Source organism: Streptomyces sp. NPDC001568 (assembly GCF_042893755.1).
Lineage (GTDB): Bacteria > Actinomycetota > Actinomycetes > Streptomycetales > Streptomycetaceae > Streptomyces.
This window is the reverse complement of record NZ_JBIAVF010000023.1, coordinates 119,595-143,014: the sequence shown is the minus strand read 5'-3', so window position 1 is coordinate 143,014 and position 23,420 is coordinate 119,595. Positions and strand designations below refer to the sequence as shown.

The window sequence follows — 23,420 nt, the reverse complement described above, 5'->3', positions numbered from 1 at the left end:
GTGCCGGGCGCGGGATCAGGCCTGCTGGGCGGCCAGGCTCGCGGGGCGCAGGTCGGTCCAGTTGGTCTCGACGTAGGTCAGGCACGCGTCCCGGGTGTCCTCACCGAAGACGGTCCGCCAGCCCGCCGGCACCTGGGCGAAGGCCGGCCACACCGAGTGCTGGTTCTCGTCGTTGACGAGGACCAGGAAGCGGCCCTGCGGGTCCTCGAACGGGTTGGTGGTCATGCGTTCTCACTCCTCATGGACATAACGGTGAACAGCTCCGAGAGCGGCTGTCCGGGTTCGGCCACCACATGGCGCAGCAACCGGTGAAGTTCTTCGGCGAGCCGGCGGGCCTTGGCCCGACCGAGCAGGTCGGTGGCGTGGATCAGTTCGCAGTGGACCGGTCCGTCGCCGCGCGGCTCGTAGAAGCTGAGCGTCAGCTCCGCCTTCGCCGAGCCGGTCGGCACCGCGTGGAAGGAGCCCACGCCGCCCTCCAACTGTCCGAGGTCCGCCTGTTCGTGGTGGATCACCATGACCTGCGGTCCCTCGTCGGGCAGCGCCGTGGCACGGACGACCGCGTCGAACGGGACGTCCTGCCGGTCCAGGGCGCTGAGCGTGATCTCCCGCACCCGGCCCAGCAGTTCGGCGAAAGTGGGGTCCCCCGCCGTGTCGGTGCGCAGCACCACCGTGTTGAAGAAGCAGCCGACGAGGTCGGCGAGCTGCTCCTCACCCCGGCCGGCGACCATCGTAGCGATCGGCAGGTCGGTGCCCGCACCGTGGGCGGTGAGCAGGGCCGACAGGGCCGAGTGCAACACCATGAACATGCTGGTACCGGTGGACTGGGCGAGCGCGTCCACGTCGGCGTGCAGCTGCTCGTCCAGGACGAAGGAGACGTAGTCGCCGCCCGGTCCGCGTACGTCCGGGGCCTGCGGGCGCGGCCGGTCCACGGGCAGCGCGAGCTCCTCCGGGACGCCGGCCAGGTTCTCCTGCCACCAGGCGAGCTGGCGGGCGCCGAGACCGGCGGGGTCGGCGAGGTCGCCGATGACCTGCTCGGCCCAGGTCGCGTAGTCGGAGTAGCTGACGGGCAGCGGCTCCCAGTCGGGGGCGCGGCCCTGTTCGCGGGCCTCGTAGGCCTCGGTGAGGTCGCGGAACAGCGGGACGACGGACCATTCGTCGACGGCGAGGTAGTGCGCGGTGATCAGCAGGGCCTGTTCGCCGCAGGCTCCGGTGAGCAGCCGTGCCCGCAGCGGAGCCTCGCGGGTCAGATCGGGGTGCAGCGCGGCGAGTTCGCCGAGCCGCGTGTCGAGGTCGGCGCAGGTTTCGGTCTCCAGCGCCGGGTGGGGGGCGGGTTCGCGGCGTACGGCGCCGTCCTGCTCGGTGAAGCGGGTGCGCAGCGGCTCGTGGCGGGTGACGACGTCGTCGAGGGCGGCTGCCAGGGCGGCCGGGTCCAGGGCGCCGGGCGAGCGGAGCACCAGCCCGTGGTCGAAGCCCTCCCAGCGCCGGTGCGCCTCCCACTGCGGGCGCTGTACGGGGGCCGGTCCCGTGGTGTCGGTGCCGGGGGCCGCCGGGCGCAGGGCCGGGCGGGCGGCGGCCGCGCCGTCGAGCTTGGCGGCGAGACCGGCGACGGTCAGGGCGTCGAAGACGTCGCGGATGCTCAGCTCGACGCCGAACTCGGCGCGGATGCGGCCGAGGAGGCGCATGGAGGCCATGGAGTGGCCGCCGAGGGCGAAGAAGTTGTCGTGGACGCCGACTTCGTCGAGCTGGAGGATCTCGCCGAACAGGGCGGCGAGCTTGGCCTGGGTGGCGCCGACCGGGCGGGCCCCGCCGGTCATCCCGGACCAGTCGGGCGCGGGCAGCGCCTTGTGGTCGAGCTTGCCGTTGGGGGTCAGCGGCAGCGGGCCGTCCAGGGTGACGACGAGCGCGGGCACCATGTACTCGGGCAGCTGTCCGGCGACGTGCGCCCGGACGTCCTGCGGGTCGAGGACGCCGTTCTCCGGGACGACGTAGCCGACGAGACGGACGATGTCGCCGGCCCGGTCGGGAACGATCGTGGCCTGGCTGACGGCGGGGTGCGCGACGAGCGCGGCCTCGATCTCGCCGAGTTCGATGCGGAAGCCACGGATCTTGACCTGGGTGTCGACGCGGCCCAGGAAGTCGAGGTTCCCGTCGCGGCGCCAGCGGGCCCGGTCACCGGTGCGGTACATGCGGCTGCCGGGGGCGCCGAACGGGTCGGCGACGAACCGCTCGGCGGTCAGGCCGAAGCGGCCGAGGTAGCCGCGGGCCAGGCCGCGCCCGGACACGTACAGTTCGCCGACCACGCCGGGCGGGACGGGCTGGAGCCGATCGTCCAGCACGTAGGCGAGGGTGTTCGGGTCGGGGGCGCCGATCGGGACGCGGGCGCCGGGCCGCAGCTCCGCGCCGCGCGAGGGCCACAGGGTGGAGTTGACGGTGGCCTCGGTGAGTCCGTAGGCGCAGATCAGGTTCGCGGTGGCGCCGAACCGCTCGAAGAGATCCGGCGGCACCGTCTCGGTGCCGACCAGGACGGTCGATCCTTCGGGGAGTTCGCAGCCGGCGGGCAGCGCGGACACCAGGGACGGCGGCAGGATCATGTGGCTGATCCCGTGGACGGCCAGGAAGTCCGTGAGGGCCGGTCCGGCCACGCGGGCCTCGTCGGTGATGAGGACGAGGCGGCCGCCGTGGCAGAGCGCCATCGCGAGTTCGAAGACGAACACGTCGAAGCCGATGGAGGCGAACTGCAGGACGCTGCTGTCGGCTTCCAGGCCCATCCGGTCGACGGCGGTGGCGACGAGGCTGGAGATGCCCTCGTGGGGGACGACGACGCCCTTGGGCCGGCCGGTGGAGCCGGAGGTGTAGATGACGTACGCGGCCTGGTCCAGGGCGACCGGCGGGGCGGGTACGGCGGTGGTCGGCTGGAGGGCCAGGGCGGCGGCGGTGCCGGGCGCGTCGAGCAGCAGGACGGGGACGTCCGTGGCGGGGATCTTCCCGGCCACCGGTCCGGTGCCGACGACCAGGGTCGTCCGGGAGTCCTCGATCATGTAGCCGAGCCGGTCCTGCGGGTGGACCAGGTCCAGCGGCAGGAAGGCGGCGCCCAGCTTCAGCGCGGCCAGCACGGTGGCGATCATGTCGGCCGATCGGGGCACGGCCACGCCGACGACGCTCTCGACGCCGACGCCCTGCGCGGCCAGCAGGTGGGCGATCCGGTTGGACCGGGCGTCCAGCGCGGCGTAGTCGAGGTGGGTGTCGCGGTCGACGACGGCGACGGCGCCGGGCCGCTCGGCGACGTGCCGGGCGAACAGGGCGGGCAGCGACAGTTCGTCCACCTCGCGGGGGCCGCCGTTGAAGCCGTCCAGGACGAGGTCGCGTTCGTCGCCCACCAGGAGCGGGGCGGCGGACACGGGCCGGTCCGGGGCGGCCGCGAGGGCTCCGGTCAGGGCCGTGAGGCGTTCGCCGATCCGCTCGGCGGTGTCCTGGTCGAAGAGCTCGGTGGCGAACTCAAGGCGGCACACCAGCGAGCCGGCCTCGCCGTCGGCGGAGGTCTGCTCGGTGAAGCTGAACACGAGGTCGAACTTGGCGGAGCGGATCCGGAAGGGCACGTACTCGACGGCCAGGCCGGCCAGGTCCAGTTCGCCCTCGGTGCGGGCGTGGTAGCCGACCATCACCTGGAACAGCGGGTTGCGGGCCAGCGAGCGGGTCGGGTTGAGCTTCTCCACGACCGACTCGAAGGGCACGTCGGCGTGCGAGAACGCGGCCAGGTCGGTGTCGCGGACCCGGGCGAGCAGTTCGGTGAAGGTGGGGTCGCCGCCGAGGTCGGTGCGCAGGACCAGGGTGTTGACGAAGAAGCCGACGAGGTCGTCGAGGGCTTCGTCGCCGCGTCCGGCGATGGGCGAGCCGAGCGGGATGTCGGTGCCGGCCCCGAGGCGGTGCAGCAGGGTCGCGACGGCCGCGTGGACCACCATGAACATGCTGACGCCGTTGTCCTTGGCCAGCCGCTTCAGGTCCTGGTAGGCCTCGCCGTCGAACGCGATGTCGAGTTCGGCGCCGGTGAAGGCGGGGCGGGCCGGGCGCGGCCGGTCGGTGGGCAGTTCCAGTTCCTCGGGGGCGCCGTCCAGGGTGCGCTGCCAGTGGTCGAGCTGGCGGGCTGCCAGGCTCTGCGCGTCGGCCGGGTCGCCGAGCAGCTTGCGCTGCCAGAGCGCGTAGTCGGCGTACTGGACGGGCAGCGGCTCCCAGTGCGGGACGCGGCCGGTGCGGCGGGCGGCGTAGGCGGCGGCGAGGTCGCCGAGGAAGGGGCGGTCCGACCACTCGTCGGTGGTGATGTGGTGCAGGAGGATCACGACGACGTGCTCCTCGGGCGCCACCTCGATGACGGTGACGCGCAGGGGCAGTTCGGCGGCGAGGTCGAAGGGCCGGTTGATGGCCGCGTCGACCAGGGCGGCGGCCTCCTCCTCGGTGGCGCGCAGGTGCTCCACCGGCGGGTGGGACCGGCCGGCGGGCAGGACCCGCTGGTGGGCCTGGCCGTCGCGCTCGACGAACAGGGTGCGCAGGGCCTCGTGGCGGTCGGTGACGTCGGCCAGCGCGGCCCGCCAGGCGGTGACGTCGAGGTCTCCGCGCAACCGCATGACCAGCGGGAAGTTGTACGCGGCGGAGGTGTCCTCCAGCTGCTGGATGACCCACAGGCGCTGCTGGGCGTGGGAGAGCGGCAGTTCCTCGGGGCGCTCGCCGGCCACCAGGGCGGGGCGTGCGTCGGCCTGCGAGCCGGCGGCGCGCTCGACGAGTTCGGCGACGGTCGGGGCCTCGAAGAGGTCCCGGATGGCCAGTTCGGCGGAGAGCGCGGTGCGGGCCCGGGCGATCAGTCGGGTGGCGAGGAGCGAGTGCCCGCCCAGCTCGAAGAAGTTGCTGTCGATGCCCACGCTGCCCTCGGTGAGGCCGAGGACCTCCGCGAACAGGGCGCAGAGGGTCTCCTCCCGCGGGGTGCGCGGGGAGCGTCCGGCGCCGGCGCCGGCGAACTCGGGGGCGGGCAGGGCCTTGGTGTCGAGCTTGCCGTTGACGGTGAGCGGCAGGGTGTCGACGGCCACCAGGGCAGCCGGGACCATGTAGTCGGGCAGGGATGCCTTGAGGTGCTCGCGCAGGCTCTGCGTGAGGGCCTCGGCGCGTTCGGCGCCGTCCTCGGGGACCACGTAGCCGACCAGGCGCTTGCCGGCCGCCCGCTCGTTCACGACGACGGCGGCGTGGGCCACGTCGGGGTGCGCGGACAGGGCGGTGGCGATCTCACCGAGTTCGATGCGGTAGCCGCGGATCTTGACCTGGTCGTCGGTGCGGCCGAGGAAGTCGATCAGGCCGTCGGGACGCTGCCGTACGAGGTCGCCCGTACGGTACATGCGCTCGCCGGGGGCGCCGAACGGGTCGGCGACGAACCGCTCGGCGGTCAGGCCGGGCCGGTCGTGGTAGCCGCGGGCCAGGCCGGTGCCGGCGATGTACAGCTCGCCGGGGCAGCCGGGCGGGACGGGGCGCAGCATGGCGTCCAGGACGTAGCCGCGCGTGTTGCGGATGGGGCGGCCGACGGTGGGGGTGGCGCTGTCGGCGGTGGATCCGCCGAGGGTGTTGATCGTGTACTCGGTGGGGCCGTACAGGTTGTAGCCGTAGGTGCCGTCGGTCTCGGCGAGGCGGTTCCAGACGGTGTCGGAGACGGCTTCGCCGCCGAGCAGGACGAGGGCGGGGCGGTGCTTGCCGGCGGCCTCGTCGTGGTCGAGGAGGCCCTCCTCGATGAGCAACTGGGCGTAGGTGGGCGTGACGTTGACGACGTCGATGCGGTGGTCGTCGCAGTAGGCGACCAGGGCCTCGGCGTCGCGGCGCAGTTCCTCGTCGCAGACGTGGACCTCGTGGCCCTCGACGAGCCAGAGCAGCTCCTCCCACGACATGTCGAAGGCGAAGGAGACGGTGTGCGCGATCCGCAGGCGGCGTCCGCCGGTGGAGGCGATGGCCGGATCGAACACCTCGACCTGGTGGTTGAGCTGCATGTTCGTCAGACCGCGGTAGGGGGTGACGACGCCCTTGGGCTTGCCGGTGGACCCGGAGGTGTAGATGACGTACGCCGGGTGCTCCAGCCGGCCGGGGACGCCGTGCGCGAAGGCGGGGCGTTCCGCGTCGGTGACCTCGGCGCCGGGCAGGGCGGCCAGTTCGGCGACCACGGCCGGGTCGTCCAGGGCGACCTCGGGGGCGAGCGGCCCGGAGTCGGCGCGCAGCGTCGGGGCGACGGCGAGGGTGGTGAGCAGGCACAGCGGCCCGGTGTCCTCGACCATCAGGCGGAGCCGGTCGGCGGGGTGGTCCAGGTCGAGCGGCAGGTAGGCGGCGCCGGTGCGCAGGACCGCGAACAGGGAGACGACCATCTCGATGGAGCGGGGCAGCGCGAGGGCGACCGTCCGCTCGGGGCCGGCGCCGCGGGCCAGCAGCAGGCGGGCCGTGCGGTTGATCCGGGCGTCGAGTTCGGCGTAGGTGAGGGCGGTGTCGCCGAACACGAGGGCGACGGCGTCCGGCGTGCGGGCCACCTGGCCGGCGAGCAGGTCGGCGACGGTCTCGTCGGGGACGGGCTCGTTGCTGGCGGCCCAGGCCGCGGTCAGGTCGGCGTGCTCGTCGGGGAGCAGCAGGTCCAGGGCGCCGACGGGGGCGGTGAGGTCGCCGAGGAGCCGCTCGACCAGGGTCCGGTAGCGGTTCAGGGTGGCGGCGGCCCGGTCGTCGTCGATGAGGTCGGGGCGGTACTCCAGCTTGACCTGGACGCGCTCGGCCGGGTTGACGATGAGGGTCATCGGGTAGTGGGTGGCGTCGACGCTGCCCACTCCGGTGATGCCGTGCCGGTCGGTGAGCTCGCGGAACGCGCCCTCGTCGGCGAAGTTCTGGAGCACGTACAGGGTGTCGAACAGCACGGGGTGGCCGCCGGCCCGCTGGAGTTCGGCCAGGCCCAGGTACTCGTGGTCCATGAGCGCCATGCGCTCGGTCTGGATCCGGCGCAGCAGTTGACCGACGGACTCCTCGGGACGCAGGGAGATCCGCAGCGGGACGGTGTTGAGGAACATGCCGATGGTGGTGTCGGCGCCGGGCACGTCGGCCGGGCGGCCGGCGACGGTGGCGCCGAAGACGACGTCGTCGCTGCCGACGGCGGCGGACAGCACCAGGGCCCAGGCCGCGGAGAGGACGGCGTTGATGGTGAGGCCGTGTTCGCGGGCGGTGCCGCGGAGCCGGTCGCTGAGGTCGGCGCCGAGGTCGAGGGCGTGCCGGCGCGGGATGGTGGGTTCGCCGCCGCGGCCGCGGGCGACCAGGGTCGGCTCGTCGAGTCCGGCGAGGGCGGTGCCCCAGGTGGCGCGGGCGGCGTCGAAGTCCTGCTCGGCGAGCCAGGTCAGGTAGTCGCGGTAGCTGCCCGGGGTGCGCAGCCCGGTGTCGTCGCCGGCGGCGGCGTACAGGGCGAGGAGTTCGTCGAGGAACAGGGACTGGGACCAGCCGTCCCAGGCCACCAGGTGGTGGCTGAGCATGAGGCGGTCGGCGTTCTCGGTGAGCCGGATCAGCCGGAGCCGGAACAGCGGGGGCGAGGCCAGGTCGAAGCGGCGCAGCCGGTCGGCGTCGGAGATCTCGACGAGGCGGGCCCGGCGCTGTTCCTCGGTGAGGCCGGTCAGGTCGGTCTCGGTGAGCGGTACGGGGACCTCGGCGGCCGGGCCGACGAACTGCACGGGGGCGGGCAGGCCGTCGGAGGTGATGCCGGCGCACAGGCTGGGGTGCCGGGCCAGCAGGGCGGCGGTGGCGCCGCGCAGCCGGTCCAGGTCCAGACGGTGGCCGAAGTCGAAGCAGTCCTGGGCGGTGTAGACGTCCAGGCCGTCCGTGTCGTAGCTGGCGTGGAAGTGGATGCCCTCCTGGAGGGGGGACAGCGGCCAGATGTCGGCGACGGGGACGGGGCTGACCTGGGCGACCCGGTCGATCTCGGCCTGGGTGAGCTGGACGAGCGGCAGGTCGGAGGGGGTCAGGGAGCCGGTGGTGGAGTCGGAGCCGGCGGCCTGGGCGATGAGTTCGCGCAGGGCCTCGGCCCAGGCCAGGCCGAGGGCGCGGACGTCGTCCTCGCCCAGGACCCGGCCGGCGGGCCAGGTCCAGGTGGCGCGCAGTTCGGGGCCGTTCGGGGTGTCCGCGCAGACCGCGTTGATCTGGAGCGGGTAGGGCATGGCCAGGCCCGCGTCCGGTTCCACGGACAGGGCGTCGGATTCGGCGGCGGGCGCCCAGTCGACGGCCTGGTCGGCGGGGAGCCGGCCGAAGTAGTTGAACAACACCTGGGCGGTCGACAGTTGGGCGAAGACCGGGGCGAGCTGCGGGTTGAGGTAGCGCAGCATGCCGTAGCCGGCGCCGGAGTCGGGGGCCGAGCGGACGGACTCCTTGACGGCCTTGAGGGTGTCCAGGGCGCCGTCGGCGGCGGGCAGCCGGACGGGGTGCAGTCCGGTGAACCAGCCCACCGTGCGGGACAGGTCCAGGGCGGTGCCGTCGCGGCCGTGGCGTTCCAGGTCGACGAGCAGGTCGGCGGCCGGGTCGCCGCCGGTGGCGGCGCGCCGCCGGGAGACGGCCAGGCGCAGTGCGGCGAGGAGGACCTCGGTGACGTCGGCGCCGGCGGTGGCGGGCACCGACGTGAGCAGCGCGCGGGTCTCGTCGGTGCTGAGGGTGACGGTGTGGTCCCGCGCGTCACCCGCGGTGCCGGTCCGGTCGGCGCCGGGGACGAGTTCGGCGCCGGGGGCCAGGGTCTTGGCCCAGTAAGGGAGTTCGGCCTGGCGCTGCGGGGAGGTGGCCTGCTCGGCGATCTCCCGGGCGAAGCGGCGCAGCGAGGAGGGTACGGGTTCCAGCTCGGGCCGGCGTCCCCGGACCTCGGCGTCCCAGGCCGCGGCGAGGTCGCCGAGCAGGACGCGCCAGGACACGCCGTCCATGACCAGGTGGTGGACGACGAGCAGCAGTCGGCCGGGGGTGTCGGTGCCCGCGTCGAACCAGACGGCCCGGACCATGGCGCCGGTGTCGGGGTCGAGGCGGCCCGCGGCGGCGTCGGACTCGGTGGTGATCAGGGCGCGCAGGGCGGCGGCGTCGAGGCCGCCGGCGTCGACGCGGTGCAGCAGGGCGGCGGCGTCGACGCTGCCGGCCGGGGTGGTGAGCGCGGACCACAGGGCCGGGATGGCCGGGCCGAGGTCCATCCGGGTCAGCCGGGTGCGCAGGCCGTCGTGGTGGTCCAGGACGGCCTGGAGGACCCGGGCCAGGGTGTCGGTGTCGGCGGCGGCGGGGGCCTGGAGCAGCATCGACAGGTTGAACCGGCCGATGGGGCCGCCGTCCTCGCGGAGCTGGTGGACGATCGGCAGCAGGGTGATGTCGCCGACGCCGTCGGTGTCGGCGGCCGGGGCGGTCGCGGTGTCGGCGGCGCCGGTGGCGGACGCGAGGGCGGCCGGGGTGCGGTGCTCGAAGACCTCGCGGGGGCTGACCGACAGGCCGGCCTTGCGGGCCCGGCTCGCGACGGACATGGACAGGATGCTGTCGCCGCCGAGCATGAAGAAGTCCTCGTCGGCGTCGACCGCGTCGAGACCGAGGACCTCGGCGAAGATCGCGCAGAGCTGCTGCTCGCGGCCCTCGCGGGAGGTGCGGGCGGCCGCCTTGCGGCGGACCGTGGGGGCGGGCAGGGCCAACAGGTCGGTCTTGCCGCCGGGGGTGAGCGGCAGGGCGTCGAGGGCGACGAAGTGGCTGGGCACCATGGGCGCGGGCAGCTTGGCGGTCAGCGCGGCGCGCACGGCCTCGGTGTCGAGGGCGTCGGCCCGACCGTCCCTGCCGGGGACCAGGTAGGCCACCAGTTGCTTGACCCCGCGCTCGTCGTCGCGGGCGACGACCACCGCGTCGCCGACGGCCGGCTCGTCCCGCAGCCGTGCTTCGATTTCGCCGAGTTCCACCCGGTTTCCCCTGATCTTGACCTGGTGGTCGGTGCGCCCGAGGTAGGTGAGCACGCCGTCCGCGTCGAACTGGACCATGTCTCCGGTGCGGTACATCCGCGCGCCCGGAGTGCCGAACGGATCGGCGACGAACCGCTCCGCGGTGAGCGCGGTGCGTCCGTGGTAGCCGCGGGCGAGTTGCGCGCCCGCGAGGTAGAGCTCACCCGACTCGCCCGGGGCGACCGGGCGCAGGTACCGGTCGAGGACGTGCAGCCGGGTGTTCCACACGGGCCGGCCGATCGGCACGGTGGCCGCGTCGGCGGGCTCGGCGCCGGCCTGCCAGCTGGTGACCTGGATGACGGCCTCGGTGGGCCCGTACACGTTGTGCAGGGGCACGCCGGTGCGCTCCTGCCAGCGCCGCGCGAGCGGGACGGGCAGGGCCTCGCCGCCGCTGAAGGCACGGCGCAGGCTCGCCCACCAGGGGGCGCCGTCGCCGTCCTCGGCGAGCAGGGCGGTGTACAGCGAGGGCACCAGGTCGACGTTGGTGACGCGTTCGGCGCGGATCAGCTCGGCGAGGTAGGCCGGGTCGCGGTGGCCGTCGGGCCGGGCGATGACGACGGTGCCGCCGGTGATCAGCGGTACGAAGATCTCCTGCACGGAGGGGTCGAAGCTGGTCGAGTACTGGTGCAGCACCCGCTCGCCGGGCCCGAAGCCGAACTCCTCGGCGGTCCAGGCGAGCTGACCGACGACGGCCTGGTGCGGGACCACGACGCCCTTGGGCAGACCGGTGGAGCCGGAGGTGTAGATGACGTACGCGGCGCCGTCCGGGTCGACGGGCGCGAGCGCGGCGACCGCCGGCGCGGCCGCGGCGTCGTCGATCAGGGCCGGGGTGACGCCGTCGAGGGCGGGCAGCTTGGCCAGGGCCGGCCCGGTGGTGACGACGGTGCGGGCGCCGGAGTCGGACAGCATGTGGCGGACCCGCTCGGCGGGGTAGTCGACGTCGACGGGCAGGTAGGCGGCGCCGGCCTTCATCACGGCCAGCAGGGCGGTCAGGGAGGCGGCGGAGCGCGGTACGGCGACGGCCACGACCGATTCGGCGGCCACCCCGAGGGCGGCGAGCCGACGCGCCAACGTCTCGGCCCGGGCGTCCAGTTCGGCGTAGGTGGTGCGGCCGTCCTCGTCGACCAGGGCGACGGCGTCGGGGGTGCGGCGGGCCTGCTCCTCGAACGCCCCGTGCACGGTGGCGGCGGGCAGTCGGCGCTCGGCGCCGGCGAGGACGGCGAGGGTGGTGCGCAGCTCCTGCGGGGGCTGGGTGGCGATCCGGCCGACGGGCAGCTCCGGGTCGGTGGTGACCTGTTCCAGCACGGTGAGGAGCCGGTCGGCGAACCGGGCGGCCGCGCGGGCGTCGAGGCGGGCCGGGTCGTGGTCGAGCTGGAGGCGGATCGTTTCGCCGGGCATCACCGTGAGGGCCAGCGGGTAGTGCACCGAATCGTCGATGCTGGATCCGAGGATCCGGACCAGGCCCCGCGGGTCGGACACGTCACCCGCGTCGGGCAGGTTCTCCACCACGACGAGCGCGTCGAACAGGTCGCCGCGGCCGACGGCCCGCTGGATCTCGGAGAGCCCGAGGTGCTGGTGGTCCAGCAGTTCGGCCTGGCCGTCCTGGAAGGCGGCGAGGACCTCGGCGAGGGACTGCTCGGGGCGCCGGGTCAGCCGGGCGGGCACGGTGTTGATGAGCAGGCCGACGAGGGACTCGATGCCCTCGACGGGCGCCTGACGGCCGGACACGGTGGTGCCGATGACCAGGTCCTGGGCACCGACGACATCGCCGAGGACCAGGCCGAACGCACCCTGTACCACGGAGGCGAGGGTGAGCCCGAGGCCCCGCGTCCGGGCGGTGAGCGCCTCGGTCCGCGCGGCGTCCAGCTCCACGGTGATCCGACCGGATCCGGCGCCGGGCGTCAGCCCGGCGCGGTACGGGAGTCCGTCGGTGGCGTCGAGTCCGGCGAGGGCGTCGCGCCAGGCGGTGCGGGCCAGCTCGCGGTCGCGGCCGGCGAGCCAGCCCGTGTAGGCGCGGTAGACCGGGTCGACGACGGCCGCCGCGGCGGGGACGCCGGGCCGGTAGCCGTCGAGCAGTTCCCGCATGACCAGGGAGACGGACCAGCCGTCGACGATGATGTGGTGCATCGTCAGGATCAGCAGGGACCGCTCGGCGCCGAGCCGGACCAGGGCCGCGCGCATCAGCGGCGGGGCGCCCAGGTCGAAGCCGCGGTCGCGCTCGGCGGCGGCGGTCTCCAGGACGGCGGCATGCTGCCGGTCCGTGTCCTGGCCGCTCAGGTCGGTGAACCGCCAGGGGACGGCGACGTCGGCGCCGATGACCTGGACCACGGGGCCGTCGGGGTGCTGGCGGAAGGCGGCGCGCAGCAGCGGGTGCCGGTCCAGGAGGCGCTGGACGGCGGCCCGCAGGGCCTCGGGGTCGACGTCGCCGCCGAGCTCGACGGTGTCCTGGACGGCGTAGCCGTCGGCGCCGTCGCGGTCCATGACCGCGTGGAAGAAGAAACCCTCCTGCAACGGGGTGGCCGGGACCACGTCGAGCAGGTCGCCGATGCCGGCGGCGAACTCGGTGCGGTCCTCGGCGGTCAGCGGGACCAGGGAGAACGGCTCGACCGGCGCGGCGGTGGCCGGCGCCTGCGCCGGGGCGTCACCGGCGGCGCGGGCGAGGGCGGCGACGGTCCGGAGGCGGAACACCTCACGGGGGCTGATCGCGAGCCCGGCCGCGCGGGCGCGGGTGACGAGCTGGATGGCGACGATGCTGTCGCCGCCGAGCTCGAAGAAGCTGTCGTGGACACCGACCGAGGCCAGCCCGAGGACCTCGGCGAAGAGGTCCGCCAGGGCGGTCTCGGCCGGGGTGGTGGGGGCGGCGTCGCCGGTCATCGCGGTCCACCGCGGGTCGGGCAGGGCGCGGGCGTCGAGCTTGCCGTTGGGGGTCAGCGGCAGCGGGCCGTCCATCCGGACGACGGCCGAGGGCACCATGTAGTCGGGCAGGCCCTGCGCGACCTCGGCGCGGGCCGCGGTGACGGCCGCCTCGGCTCCGGTGGCGTCCAGCGAGGCGTCGGCGACGAGGTAGGCGACGAGCCGCTTGGCGGCGCGCTGGTCCTCGCGGACCAGTACGGCGGCCTGGGCGATCCCGGAGCAGGCCATGAAGGCGCTCTCGATCTCGCCGGGCTCGATGCGGTGGCCGCGGATCTTGATCTGGCCGTCGGCCCGACCCAGGAAGTCGAGGTTGCCCTCGGCGGTCCACCGGACCCGGTCGCCGGTGCGGTACATGCGGGTGCCGGGCTCGCCGAACGGGTCGGCGACGAAACGCTCGGAGGTCAGGCCGAAGCGTCCGAGGTAGCCGCGGGCCAGGCCGCGGCCGGCGACGTACAGCTCGCCCTCGACGCCGACGGGGACGGGCCGCAGCGCGGAGTCCAGCACGTAGGCACGGGTGTTGGGGTCGGGTTCGCCGATCGGGACGGGACCCTGCCAGTCCGGACGGGCGAGCCACAGCGTGGAGTTGACGCTCGCCTCGGTCAGGCCGTAGGCGACGACGATCTGCAGGCGGTGCGACCAGCGGGCGATGAGCTCGCTCGGCACGGCCTCGGTCCCGACCACGAGGACTGCGCCCTCGGGGAGTTCGCAGTCCTGCGGCATCGCCGAGACCAGCGAGGGCGGCAGGATCATGTGGGTCGCCCGGTGCTCCGCGATGTACTCGGTGAGCGCGGGACCCGCGACACGGCGTTCGGCGGGGACGACGATGATCCGTCCGCCGACGCACAGCGACATGATCAGGTCCCAGACCGTCACGTCGAAGCCGACGGAGGCGAACTGGACGACCCGGCTGTCGGCGGTGATGCCGATCCGCTCGGTGGCGGTGGCGATGAGGCTGCCGACGCCGTCGTGGGGCACGACGACGCCCTTGGGGCGGCCGGTGGAGCCGGAGGTGTAGATGACGTACGCGGCCCGGTCGAGCGGCACGTCCCGGCCGAGCGGGGTCGGGTCCTGCGCGGCGAGTTCGGCGGCCGTGTCGGGCCCGTCGAGCAGGACCGGCTCCAGGCCCGGGAGCTCCGGCAGGCCCGCGGCCTGCTCGCGCGCGGTGACGACCGTACGGGCCCCCGCGTCCTGGAGCATGTAGGCGAGGCGGTCCTGCGGGTGGTCGGAGTCCAGCGGCAGGTAGGCGGCCCCGGCCTTCATCACGGCGAGCAGGGCGGTGACGAGCTCGGGCGAGCGGGGCAGCGCCACTCCGACGACGTCCTCGGCGCCCACGCCGCGACCGGCGAGCAGGCGGGCCAGCCGGTTGGCGGCGGCGTCCAGCTCGGCGTAGGTCAGTTCGCGGTCCTCGCAGACCAGCGCGACGGCGTCCGGTCGGCGGCGGACCTGCGCCTCGAAGGCGGCGGGCCAGGACAGTTCGGGGGACTCGCTCGGGGAGACGCCGAAGTCCTCCAGCAGCAGCGCGCGTTCGGCGGCGGTGGTCAGTTCGAGGTGGCCGACGCGCCGCTCCGGGTCCTCGGCGAAGGCGTCGAGCAGGGCCCCGAAGCGCTCCTGGTGGGCGACCAGGCCCGCCTCGTCGCACTGGTCGGCGTCGGCGTCGAAGAGCACGCGGACGGCGCCTCGGGTGGATTCGCCGACGGTGACGGCGAGGTCGCTGACCGCGCCGAGCCACTGCGGACGCAGGTCGGAGTGGTGGTCGCGAAAGCGCAGCCAGTCGGTGCCGGGAAGGATGTTGACGGTGGGGCCGACGAGCTCGGACACGCCCTCGACGAGGCCGAGTTCCTTGGCCAGTTCCTCGGAGCGGAAGCGGCCGTGCGCGACGGCCTCGCCGATCCGCTCGTCGGTCTGGGCCATCAGCTCGCCCACGGTGGTGCCGGGGCGTACGGACAGCCGCAGCGGCACGATGTTGGAGACCATGCCCGGGACGCCCAGGACGGCGCGGTCCTGTCGGCTGGTGACGGGCAGGCCGAGGACGAGGTCCTGCTCGCCGGTGGTGCGGTGCAGGTAGGCGGCCACGGCGGCGACCAGCAGGCGCGACACGCGCACGCCGGAGGCCTGGGCGGCCGCCTTGAGGCGGTCGGTGGCCGCCTCGGAGAGTTCGGTGGTGCGCCGGTAGCGGCGCGTGATGATCTTCTGTCCGGGCTCGACCACCCGGACCGGCCGCGGCCGGTCGGCGAAACGCTCCAGCCAGTACGCCCGGTCCGCGACGTAGTCCTCGGAGGCCCGGTAGGCCTGCTCGGAGGCGACGAGGCGGTTCACGTCCCAGGAGACGGGGGCGACGGGGCGGGCACCGGTGTAGAGCTCGCCCGCGCGACGCGAGAGCAGACCGAGGCTGACGCCGTCGATGACGAGGTGGTGGTAGCACTGGTACCACAGCACCCGGTCGTCGGCCAGGCGCAGCAGGGTGTGGGAGAACAGCGGAGCGGCCTCGAGGTCCAGGGGGCGGGTCCGGTGGGCACCCATCCACTCCCAGGCGGCGTCCTCGGGGTCGGTCTCCGCGCGCAGGTCGACGACGGGGACGTCGACGGGGTGGCGGCGGGGAACCTGACGGGGGCTGCCGTCCGCGTCGGTCGCGAAGACGACGTGGAGGCAGTCCGCTTCCTCGACCACCTGGCGCACGGAGGCCGCCAGGTGGTCGAGGTCGACGTCACCGCGCAGGTCCAGGGTGAACGAGACGTTGAAGGCCGAACTGTCCGGCTCGATCTGCTGAGCAAGCCAAATTCCGGACTGCCCACCGGTGACAGGGGTCCCGATGGCAGGAATCCGGTCGGACTCGGCGTCAAACATCGTTCAGAGGGCCTTTCCCTGGTCGCGCGTCGGTGGTGTTACTTGATGGCTTCGAGCTTCGCCACGACCTGGTCGATGGCGTACGGGATGCTCAGCACGGTGTTGAAGGAGAGCGCGGCACCGACGTCCGGGCCCTCGTAGGGCAGGAAGATGTCCCGCTTCTCCTGGTTGACCTTGGTCTTCGTGTACAGCGGGTCGGCCTTCAGCTGCGCCTCGGTCTCGGCGGTGCCGAGCCACACGGTGCGGTCGGCCTCCATGACGTCGAACCGCTCGAAGCTGAGGTCGGCGATGACGTCCTTGCCCAGCGTGGTGCGGTAGAGCTCCGTGGTGGTGAAGCCCATCTCGGTCAGGAAGGCGACCTTCGGGTCCTTCGGCGAGAACGCGGAGAACTTGCCGGGCTCGTAGGGCTCGCCGGCCGCGACCGTCTTGCCCTTCCACTCCGGGTGCTTGTCACGGACGGCCTTGAAGCGGGCGTCGATGCCGGAGATGAGCTTGTCGGTCTCGGCGTCCTTGCCCAGCGCCTTGCCGATCTGCTTCGTCATGACCTGCCACGTCGCCTGGTAGTCCTCGGCGCCCTTGGGCTGCGCGACGACCTTGGCGATCTTCGACAGGGTGTCGTACTGCTCCTTCTTCATGCCCGAGTACTGGGCGATGATCAGGTCCGGCTTGAGGGCCGCGATCTTCTCCATGTTGTACTCGTCGCGCTCGCCCACGAGCTGCGGCGGCGTGGAGCCCCACTGGTCCTTCACCCACGGCCACTTGCCGAACGGCTCTTCCTTGAACCAGGCGACGGCGCCGACGGGCTTCACACCGAGCGCGAGCACGGCGTCCTGGTCCGACAGACCGAGGGTGACGACCTTCTTCGGCTCGGCCTCGATGGTCGTGCTGCCGTACTTGTGGTCGACGGTGACCGGGAAGGACGCGGACTTCGCGGTCGCCTCACCGGACGGCTTCGACTCGGTCTTCTCGGCACCACCACCGCACGCGCTCAGGACGAGTGCGGCGGCGGCGGCAACTGCCACGCGGGGGAGGTTTCTGACGGCTCTCGTCAGCGCGGGGCGGGTCCCAACGGACACGGGCTTTCCTTTCACGGGGGTTTTCACGGTGCTTGCCTCACCCGCCCGGCCGGACGGCGTGGCCAGGCGGGAGGGGAGAGTGGTGGGGACGGGGCGGACGCGGTCCCTAGCGGGACGTTCCGACTCCGTCGACGACGCGTTCGGCTTCACCGACGGCGGTCTTCGGGGTGCGCTCGATCACCGAGTCCAGGATCTCGCCGACCCGGATGGCGGTGTTCGACAGCAGGGACGAGGTGATGCCGTGCGTGTGCTCGGTACCGCCCTGCAGGTAGATGCCGCAGCGGAGCGCGGGGTCCGTCGTGATGCGGTAGTCGCGCTCGACGCTGACGCGGCCCTCGTCGTCGCGGTGGCAGTAGCCCTCCACGTCGCCGAGCAGGCCCAGGGCGTCGGCGGGCCGGTAGCCCGTGGCGTAGACGACGACGTCGGCTTCCAGCGGGGTCTTCTCGCCGGAGACGAGCGACTCGACGGTGGTCAGCACCTTGTCCGGGGTCTCGACGACCTCCGAGAGGCGGGACACGTTGAGGAAGCGCAGGCGCTCCTCGCCCAGCACCTTCTCCTGGTACGACTGGCGGTACAGGTCGTCGATCAGGTCGATGTCCACCACGGAGTAGTTCGTGTTGCCGTGGTAGTTCATCAGCTTGCTCTTGACCTCACCGGGGGCGGTGTAGTACTCGTCCACGGCCGCGGGGTCGAAGATGCGGTTGGCGAACTTGCTGTCGTCGGCGGGGCTGTAGCCGTAGCGGGCGAACACCGCGCAGACCTCGGCCTCGGGGAACCGGCGGTGCAGGAAGGCCACGTTCTCGGCGGCGCTCTGGCCGGCTCCGACGACGACGAACCGGGTCGGGTCGGTGCCCTCCAGCTCGTCGACGCGGCGCAGCAGGTCGGAGTTGTGCCAGACCCGGTCGGTGCGGTCGACGCCCTCCGGCATGTACGGGCGCAGCCCGGTGCCGATGACGAGGTTGCGGGCGCGGTGGGTCACGAGCTCGTCGCCCGAACGGGCCGTCACGTCCACGTACTCGATGACGCCGTCGCGCACGACCGGCTGGACGGCGACCACTTCGTGCCCGTAGGACACCATGTCGTCGACCTTCTCCGCGGCCCACTCGAAGTAGTCGTGGAACTCGACGCGCAGCGGGAAGAGGTTCTTGTGGTTGACGAAGTCGATCAGGCGGCCCCGGCTCTGCAGGTAGCAGAGGAAGCTGTACTCGCTCGACGGGTTCCGAAGCGTCACCAGGTCCTTGAGGAAGGAGACCTGCATGGTCGCGTCCTCGAACAGCATGCCCCGGTGCCAGCCGAAACGCGGCTGCTTCTCGAAGAAGTGAGCAGTGACCGCCTCCTGCCGTCCGACGCGTGCGTTGTGCTCGGTGAGAGCAATCGCCATGGCCACATTGGACGGGCCGAAGCCGATGCCTATGAGGTCGTGGATCACCGGTGCGTCAGCAGGAAGAGCCTGTGACATGTCACTCCGATCGTGCGGGACAGCCGCCTGTGAGGCGTCGATGAAGAATGTGGAGCAGGGCACGCCGACGAGCGGCGGCCGAGCGAACTTAGGTAAAGCTAACCTGATCTCGCCACCCTGTCGACCAGACAAAGCGGACAAATAGCGGATTGCAGGCCCAAACGACGCCTAAAATCAGGCACGTTGCATCCTTAGGTAAGGCTTGCTTTACTTCTTTGATATCTATCGCTCTTCAGAGGAGGAACCTCCATGCGGGTCGTCATGTTCGGTTATCAGACCTGGGGCCATCGCACCCTTCAAGCGCTCCTGGACTCCGAGCACGATGTGGTGATGGTCGTCACCCACCCCAAGAGCGAGCACGCCTACGAGAAGATCTGGAGCGACTCGGTCGCGGACCTCGCCGAGGAGCACGGTGTCCCCGTGGTCATCCGCAACCGCCCTGACGACGAAGAGCTCTTCGCGCGGCTCAAGGAAGCCGACGCGGACATCATCGTCGCCAACAACTGGCGCACGTACATACCGTCGCGCATCTACGACCTCCCCCGGCACGGCACGCTCAACGTGCACGACTCGCTGCTGCCGAAGTACGCCGGCTTCTCCCCCCTGATCTGGGCGCTGATCAACGGCGAGACCGAAGTCGGCGTCACCGCGCACATGATGGACGAGGTCCTCGACGCCGGGGACATCGTGCTCCAGCGGTCCGTCGCGGTCGGTCCCACCGACACGGCCACCGACCTCTTCCACAAGACCGTCGACCTCATCGCCCCGGTCACCGTCGGCGCGCTGGACCGCATCGCCGCCGGCGAGAGCGAGTTCACGAAGCAGGACCGGTCGCAGGCGAGCTTCTTCCACAAGCGCGCCGAGGAGGACATCCGGATCGACTGGAGCTGGCCGGCGGAGGTCCTGGAGCGTCTGGTGCGCGCCCAGTCGGCCCCGTACCCGAGCGCCTTCACCTTCCACAAGGGCAAGCGCCTGGAGATCGTCTCCGCCGTCGTCTCCGAGGGTCTGTACGGCGGCACCCCCGGCCGCGTCTTCTACCGCGAGGGCGAGGGCGTGGCGATCGTCGCCGGCGCCGACGCCCGCACCGGCCGCAACCACGGCCTGGCCATCACCCGCGTACGCACCGAGGACGGCCGCGAGCTGCCCGCCACCGAGTACTTCACCTCCATGGGCGGGTACCTCACCAACCGCCCCTGACCCCCTCCCGAAGCCGACGGAGCCACGTCCGTCGGCGCCTCGTCGTGTCGGTCGCCCGCCCATGGCCCCGGGCAGACCGGCCATCGCCGCCGCCGTACGGAACCCACGTTCCGTACGGCGGCGGCGTCATGTGGGGCCGACGAGGGCACGGTCCGGCGGGCGCGAGGTCGACGCGCCGCGCGCGGGGCGTCCAACCCCGCGCGGGAACTCGTCGCGGTGTGATCCTGAACGCTGCCGACAGGACGCCCGCCCACGCCGGCGCCCGTACCGCCTCCCCGCGAAGGAGCCCCGTGCCGAACCGGTCCGACCAGCCGAACCAGCCCGTACTCGAAGCAGCCGCCCAGGCCTTCGCCGACGCCACCGACAAGCCGCCCTTCCTCCATCAGATCCCCGTCGCCGAGGGCCGCAAGGCCGTGGACGACGTCCAGAACGGCGAGGGCGTCGCCCTGCCCGACGTCGACGAGGAGTGGGTCACCGTCCGGGGCGGTCCCACCGGTGAGGTCCGGACCCGGATCGTCCGCCCGCGCGGCGCCACCGGCCCCCTGCCCGTCGTCCTCTACATCCACGGCGCCGGCTGGGTCTTCGGCAACGCCCACACCCACGACCGGCTCGTCCGCGAACTCGCCGTCGGCGCCGGGGCGGCCGTCGTCTTCCCCGAGTACGACCTCTCCCCCGAGGCCCGCTACCCCGTCGCCATCGAGCAGAACTACGCCGTCGCCCAATGGGTCGTCCGCGAAGGCCGGACCAAGGACCTCGACGGAACCCGCGTCGCCGTCGCCGGCGACTCGGTCGGCGGCAACATGAGCGCCGCCCTCACCCTCATGGCCAAGGAGCGCGGCGACGTCCGCATCGCCCACCAGGTCCTCTTCTACCCGGTCACCGACGCCGCCTTCGACACCGGCTCCTACCGGCAGTTCGCCGAGGGCTACTTCCTGCGCCGCGAGGCCATGCAGTGGTTCTGGGACCAGTACACGACCGACGAGGCCGAGCGGGCCCGGAGCACCGCCTCCCCGCTGCGCGCCGGCGCCGAGGAACTGACCGGCCTGCCGCCGGCGCTCGTCATCACCGCCGAGGCCGACGTCCTGCGCGACGAGGGCGAGGCCTACGCCGCCCGCCTCCGCGCCGCCGGCGTCCCCGTCACGGCCCTGCGCGTCCAGGGGGTCATCCACGACTTCGTGATGCTGAACGCGCTCCGGGAGACCCGGGGGGCCGAGCTCGCCATCGGGCTCGCGGTCGACACCCTGCGCAAGGCCCTCGCGTAGGGTCGCGCCCTCGGGTCGAGCCGTCGGCGTCCCGGGCGCGGCCACCGTCGCGCGCGGGACGCCCGCCCACCGGCCGGCGGGCGGCCGCCGGGCAGCGCAATTTACTTGCCCTTTACCATCGTTTCGCGGATACTGTCCGTAATCACAACGGTCCGGGCCCAGCGAGGTCCGACGAGTAGCGAATGGAGCGCAGGACCCGCAATGGGTGAACCTCCCAGTCCACGCCGTGCCACGCCCAGCCCGCAGCAGAGTCGGGAAGCGGAGGTGGCACGGTGACCGAAGTCCTGCTGCTCCTCCTCGCCCTGGCACTCACCTTGGCGTGCGCGGTGTTCGTCGCCGCCGAATTCTCCCTCACCACCGTCGAACGCAGCGAGCTCGAACGCGCCGTCGCGGCAGGTGAGCGCGGCGCCGAGAGCGCCCTGAAGGCCGCCAAGCGGCTGACCTTCCAGCTGTCCGGCGCCCAGCTCGGCATCACGGTGACCTCGCTGGTCATCGGCATGCTCGCCGAGCCGTCCGTCTCCGCCCTGCTGCGCGGCCCGCTGGAAGCCGTCGGGCTGCCCGCCGGCGCCGTGCCGACCACGGCGACCCTGCTGGGCGTGGCCCTGTCGACCATCGTCCTGATGGTGATCGGCGAGCTGGTCCCGAAGAACTGGGCGATCTCCCGGCCGCTGGCCGTCGCGAAGGTCGTCGCGGGCCCGCAGCGCGGCTTCACCGCCGCCTTCGCCCCGCTGATCCGCCATCTGAACAACACCGCGAACCGGCTCGTACGCCGCTTCGGCCTGGAGCCGGCCGAGGAGCTGGCCTCCGCGCGGACCCCGGAGGAGCTGGTGGCGCTCGCCCGGCACTCCGCCCGCGAGGGCGCGATCGAGGCGGACTCCGCCGAGCTGTTCGTGCGCACCCTGCACCTGGCCGAGCTGACCTCCGAGAACGTCATGACGCCGCGCATCGACGTCCAGGCGCTGGAGCTGCACGCCACGGCCGCCGACGCCGCGAACCTGACGCTCGCCACCGGCCTGTCCCGCTTCCCCGTCTACCGCGACTCCCTGGACGAGGTCGTCGGCACCGTCCACATCCGCGACGTCCTGGACCTCGACGAGGACAAGCGTCCGCTGACCCCGGTGGCCGACCTGATGACCTCGGCGCTCCTCGTACCGCACTCCCTGCCCGTGGACACCCTTCTCGGACGCCTGCGCAAGGCCCGCACCATGGCGGTGGTGATCGACGAGTACGGCGGCACCGCCGGCGTGGTCACGGTCGAGGACATCGTCGAGGAGGTCGTCGGCGAGGTCCGCGACGAGCACGACCCCGTCGAGGTCCCCGACCTCATCGAGGGCCCCGAGCACGCCGGCCGCAAGGTGTGGGAGGCCGACGGCAGCGTCCGCGTCGACGAGCTGGAGGAGATCGGCTTCGCCGTCCCCGAGGGCCCGTACGAGACACTGGCCGGCCTGGTCGCCACCCGCCTGACCCGGATCCCCGTCGAGGGCGACACCGTCACCGTCGACGGCTGGGAACTCACCGTCCTCGACATAGACCATCACCGCGCCGACCGGGTCACGGTCACCGCGCCCGCCGCATCCGATGAGGACGCCGACTCCGGGGAGGGGAACCGATGACCGCGGTCCAGCTGCTGATCGGCGCACTGACGCTGATCACCAACGCCTTCTTCGTCGGCGCCGAGTTCGCCCTGATCTCGGTCCGTCGCAGCCAGATCGAGCCCGCCGCCCTCAAGGGTGGCCGGCGCGCCCGCACCACCCTGTGGGCGCTGGAACACCTCTCCGCGATGATGGCCACCGCCCAGCTCGGCATCACCGTCTCCTCGCTGGTCCTCGGCGCGGTCGCCGAACCGGCCATCGCGCACCTCCTCGAACCGCCCCTCGCGGCCGTCGGGGTGCCCGAGGCGCTGATCCACCCGATCGCGTTCGTCGTCGCGCTGGCCGCGGCGACCTACCTGCACATGCTGATCGGCGAGATGGTCCCGAAGAACATCGCGCTCGCCGCCCCCGCGCCGACCGCGCTGCTGCTGGCCCCGCCGCTGGTCGCCCTCACCCGGGCGCTGCGCCCGTTCGTGTTCGGCATCAACGCCTTCGCCAACGCGCTGCTGCGCCTGCTGAAGGTCGAGCCGAAGGACGAGGTCGGAGCGGTCTTCACGGACGAGGAACTCGCCCGCCTGGTCAAGGACTCCAGCGCCGCGGGGCTCCTCGGCCCCGAGGACGGGGAGCGGCTGCGGGACGCCCTGGAACTCGGCAAGCGGCCCGTCGGCGAGATCACCATCCCGCGCGCCGAGTTCGTCACCGTCCCGTACGGGACCACCCCGCGCGGCCTGGAACGTACCGCGGCCGACCACGGCTTCTCCCGCCTGGTCGTCGCCGGCCCGCAGGGCGAGATCATGGGCTTCCTCCACATCAAGGACGCCCTGGGCGTCGCCGACCGGACCGCCCCGTTCCCGCGTTCCGCGATGCACACCGTCACACAGGTCCCCAGCGGCACCCCGCTGGACGACACGATGAACGCCATGCGCGCCGCCGGAACCCACCTCGCCGCCGTCACCGACGAGGGCGGGGCGGTCATCGGCTTCGTCACCATGGAGGACGTCCTGGAGGAACTCGTCGGCGAGTCCGTCTGACCGGGCGCCGACAGGGGCCTGATCGACCCTGTCCTGATCGGTCCTGATCGACCCGGCCCC

At 72.9% G+C, this 23,420-nt stretch carries 8 protein-coding genes; 4 read left to right on the top strand and 4 right to left on the bottom strand.

The window, feature by feature from the left end:
- Positions 1-15 precede the first annotated feature (15 nt).
- From ACFY0I_RS33800 to ACFY0I_RS33785, 4 genes are all read right to left on the bottom strand, one after another.
- Positions 16-225, bottom strand: a complete 210-nt coding sequence (locus ACFY0I_RS33800; RefSeq protein WP_281205492.1) for an MbtH family protein — start codon at positions 223-225, stop codon at positions 16-18.
- The gene (locus ACFY0I_RS33795; protein WP_388902941.1) at positions 222-15,743 is read right to left on the bottom strand and encodes an amino acid adenylation domain-containing protein; all 15,522 of its coding nucleotides are present in this window, start codon (positions 15,741-15,743) and stop codon (positions 222-224) included. The genes ACFY0I_RS33800 and ACFY0I_RS33795 overlap by 4 nt, the downstream gene beginning before the upstream one ends.
- Positions 15,744-15,781: 38 nt before the next feature.
- Positions 15,782-16,765, bottom strand: a complete 984-nt coding sequence (locus tag ACFY0I_RS33790; protein WP_388902939.1) for an iron-siderophore ABC transporter substrate-binding protein — start codon at positions 16,763-16,765, stop codon at positions 15,782-15,784.
- Between the two features lie 160 nt (positions 16,766-16,925).
- Complete coding sequence (locus ACFY0I_RS33785; protein WP_388902936.1) at positions 16,926-18,278, bottom strand: lysine N(6)-hydroxylase/L-ornithine N(5)-oxygenase family protein; 1,353 nt, start codon at positions 18,276-18,278, stop codon at positions 16,926-16,928.
- 249 nt (positions 18,279-18,527) lie between these two features.
- Here ACFY0I_RS33785 and ACFY0I_RS33780 point away from each other — a divergent pair, with 249 nt between their 5' ends.
- The 4 genes from ACFY0I_RS33780 to ACFY0I_RS33765 all read left to right on the top strand — a co-directional run bounded on the left by ACFY0I_RS33780 (position 18,528) and on the right by ACFY0I_RS33765 (position 23,360).
- Positions 18,528-19,475, top strand: a complete 948-nt coding sequence (locus tag ACFY0I_RS33780) for a methionyl-tRNA formyltransferase (RefSeq protein ID WP_388902934.1) — start codon at positions 18,528-18,530, stop codon at positions 19,473-19,475.
- A 290-nt stretch (positions 19,476-19,765) separates the two neighbouring features.
- Positions 19,766-20,737 carry an alpha/beta hydrolase gene (locus ACFY0I_RS33775; protein ID WP_388902931.1) on the top strand — a complete coding sequence of 324 codons (972 nt, stop codon included), beginning with the start codon at positions 19,766-19,768 and terminating at the stop codon, positions 20,735-20,737.
- Between the two features lie 272 nt (positions 20,738-21,009).
- A complete protein-coding gene (locus tag ACFY0I_RS33770; protein ID WP_388902929.1) occupies positions 21,010-22,350 on the top strand; it encodes a hemolysin family protein in 1,341 nt (446 codons plus the stop codon).
- Entirely contained in the window at positions 22,347-23,360 is a 1,014-nt protein-coding gene (locus ACFY0I_RS33765; protein WP_388902927.1) for a hemolysin family protein, read from the top strand. Before ACFY0I_RS33770 ends, ACFY0I_RS33765 begins: the two co-directional genes overlap by 4 nt.
- The last annotated feature ends 60 nt before the right edge of the window (positions 23,361-23,420 follow it).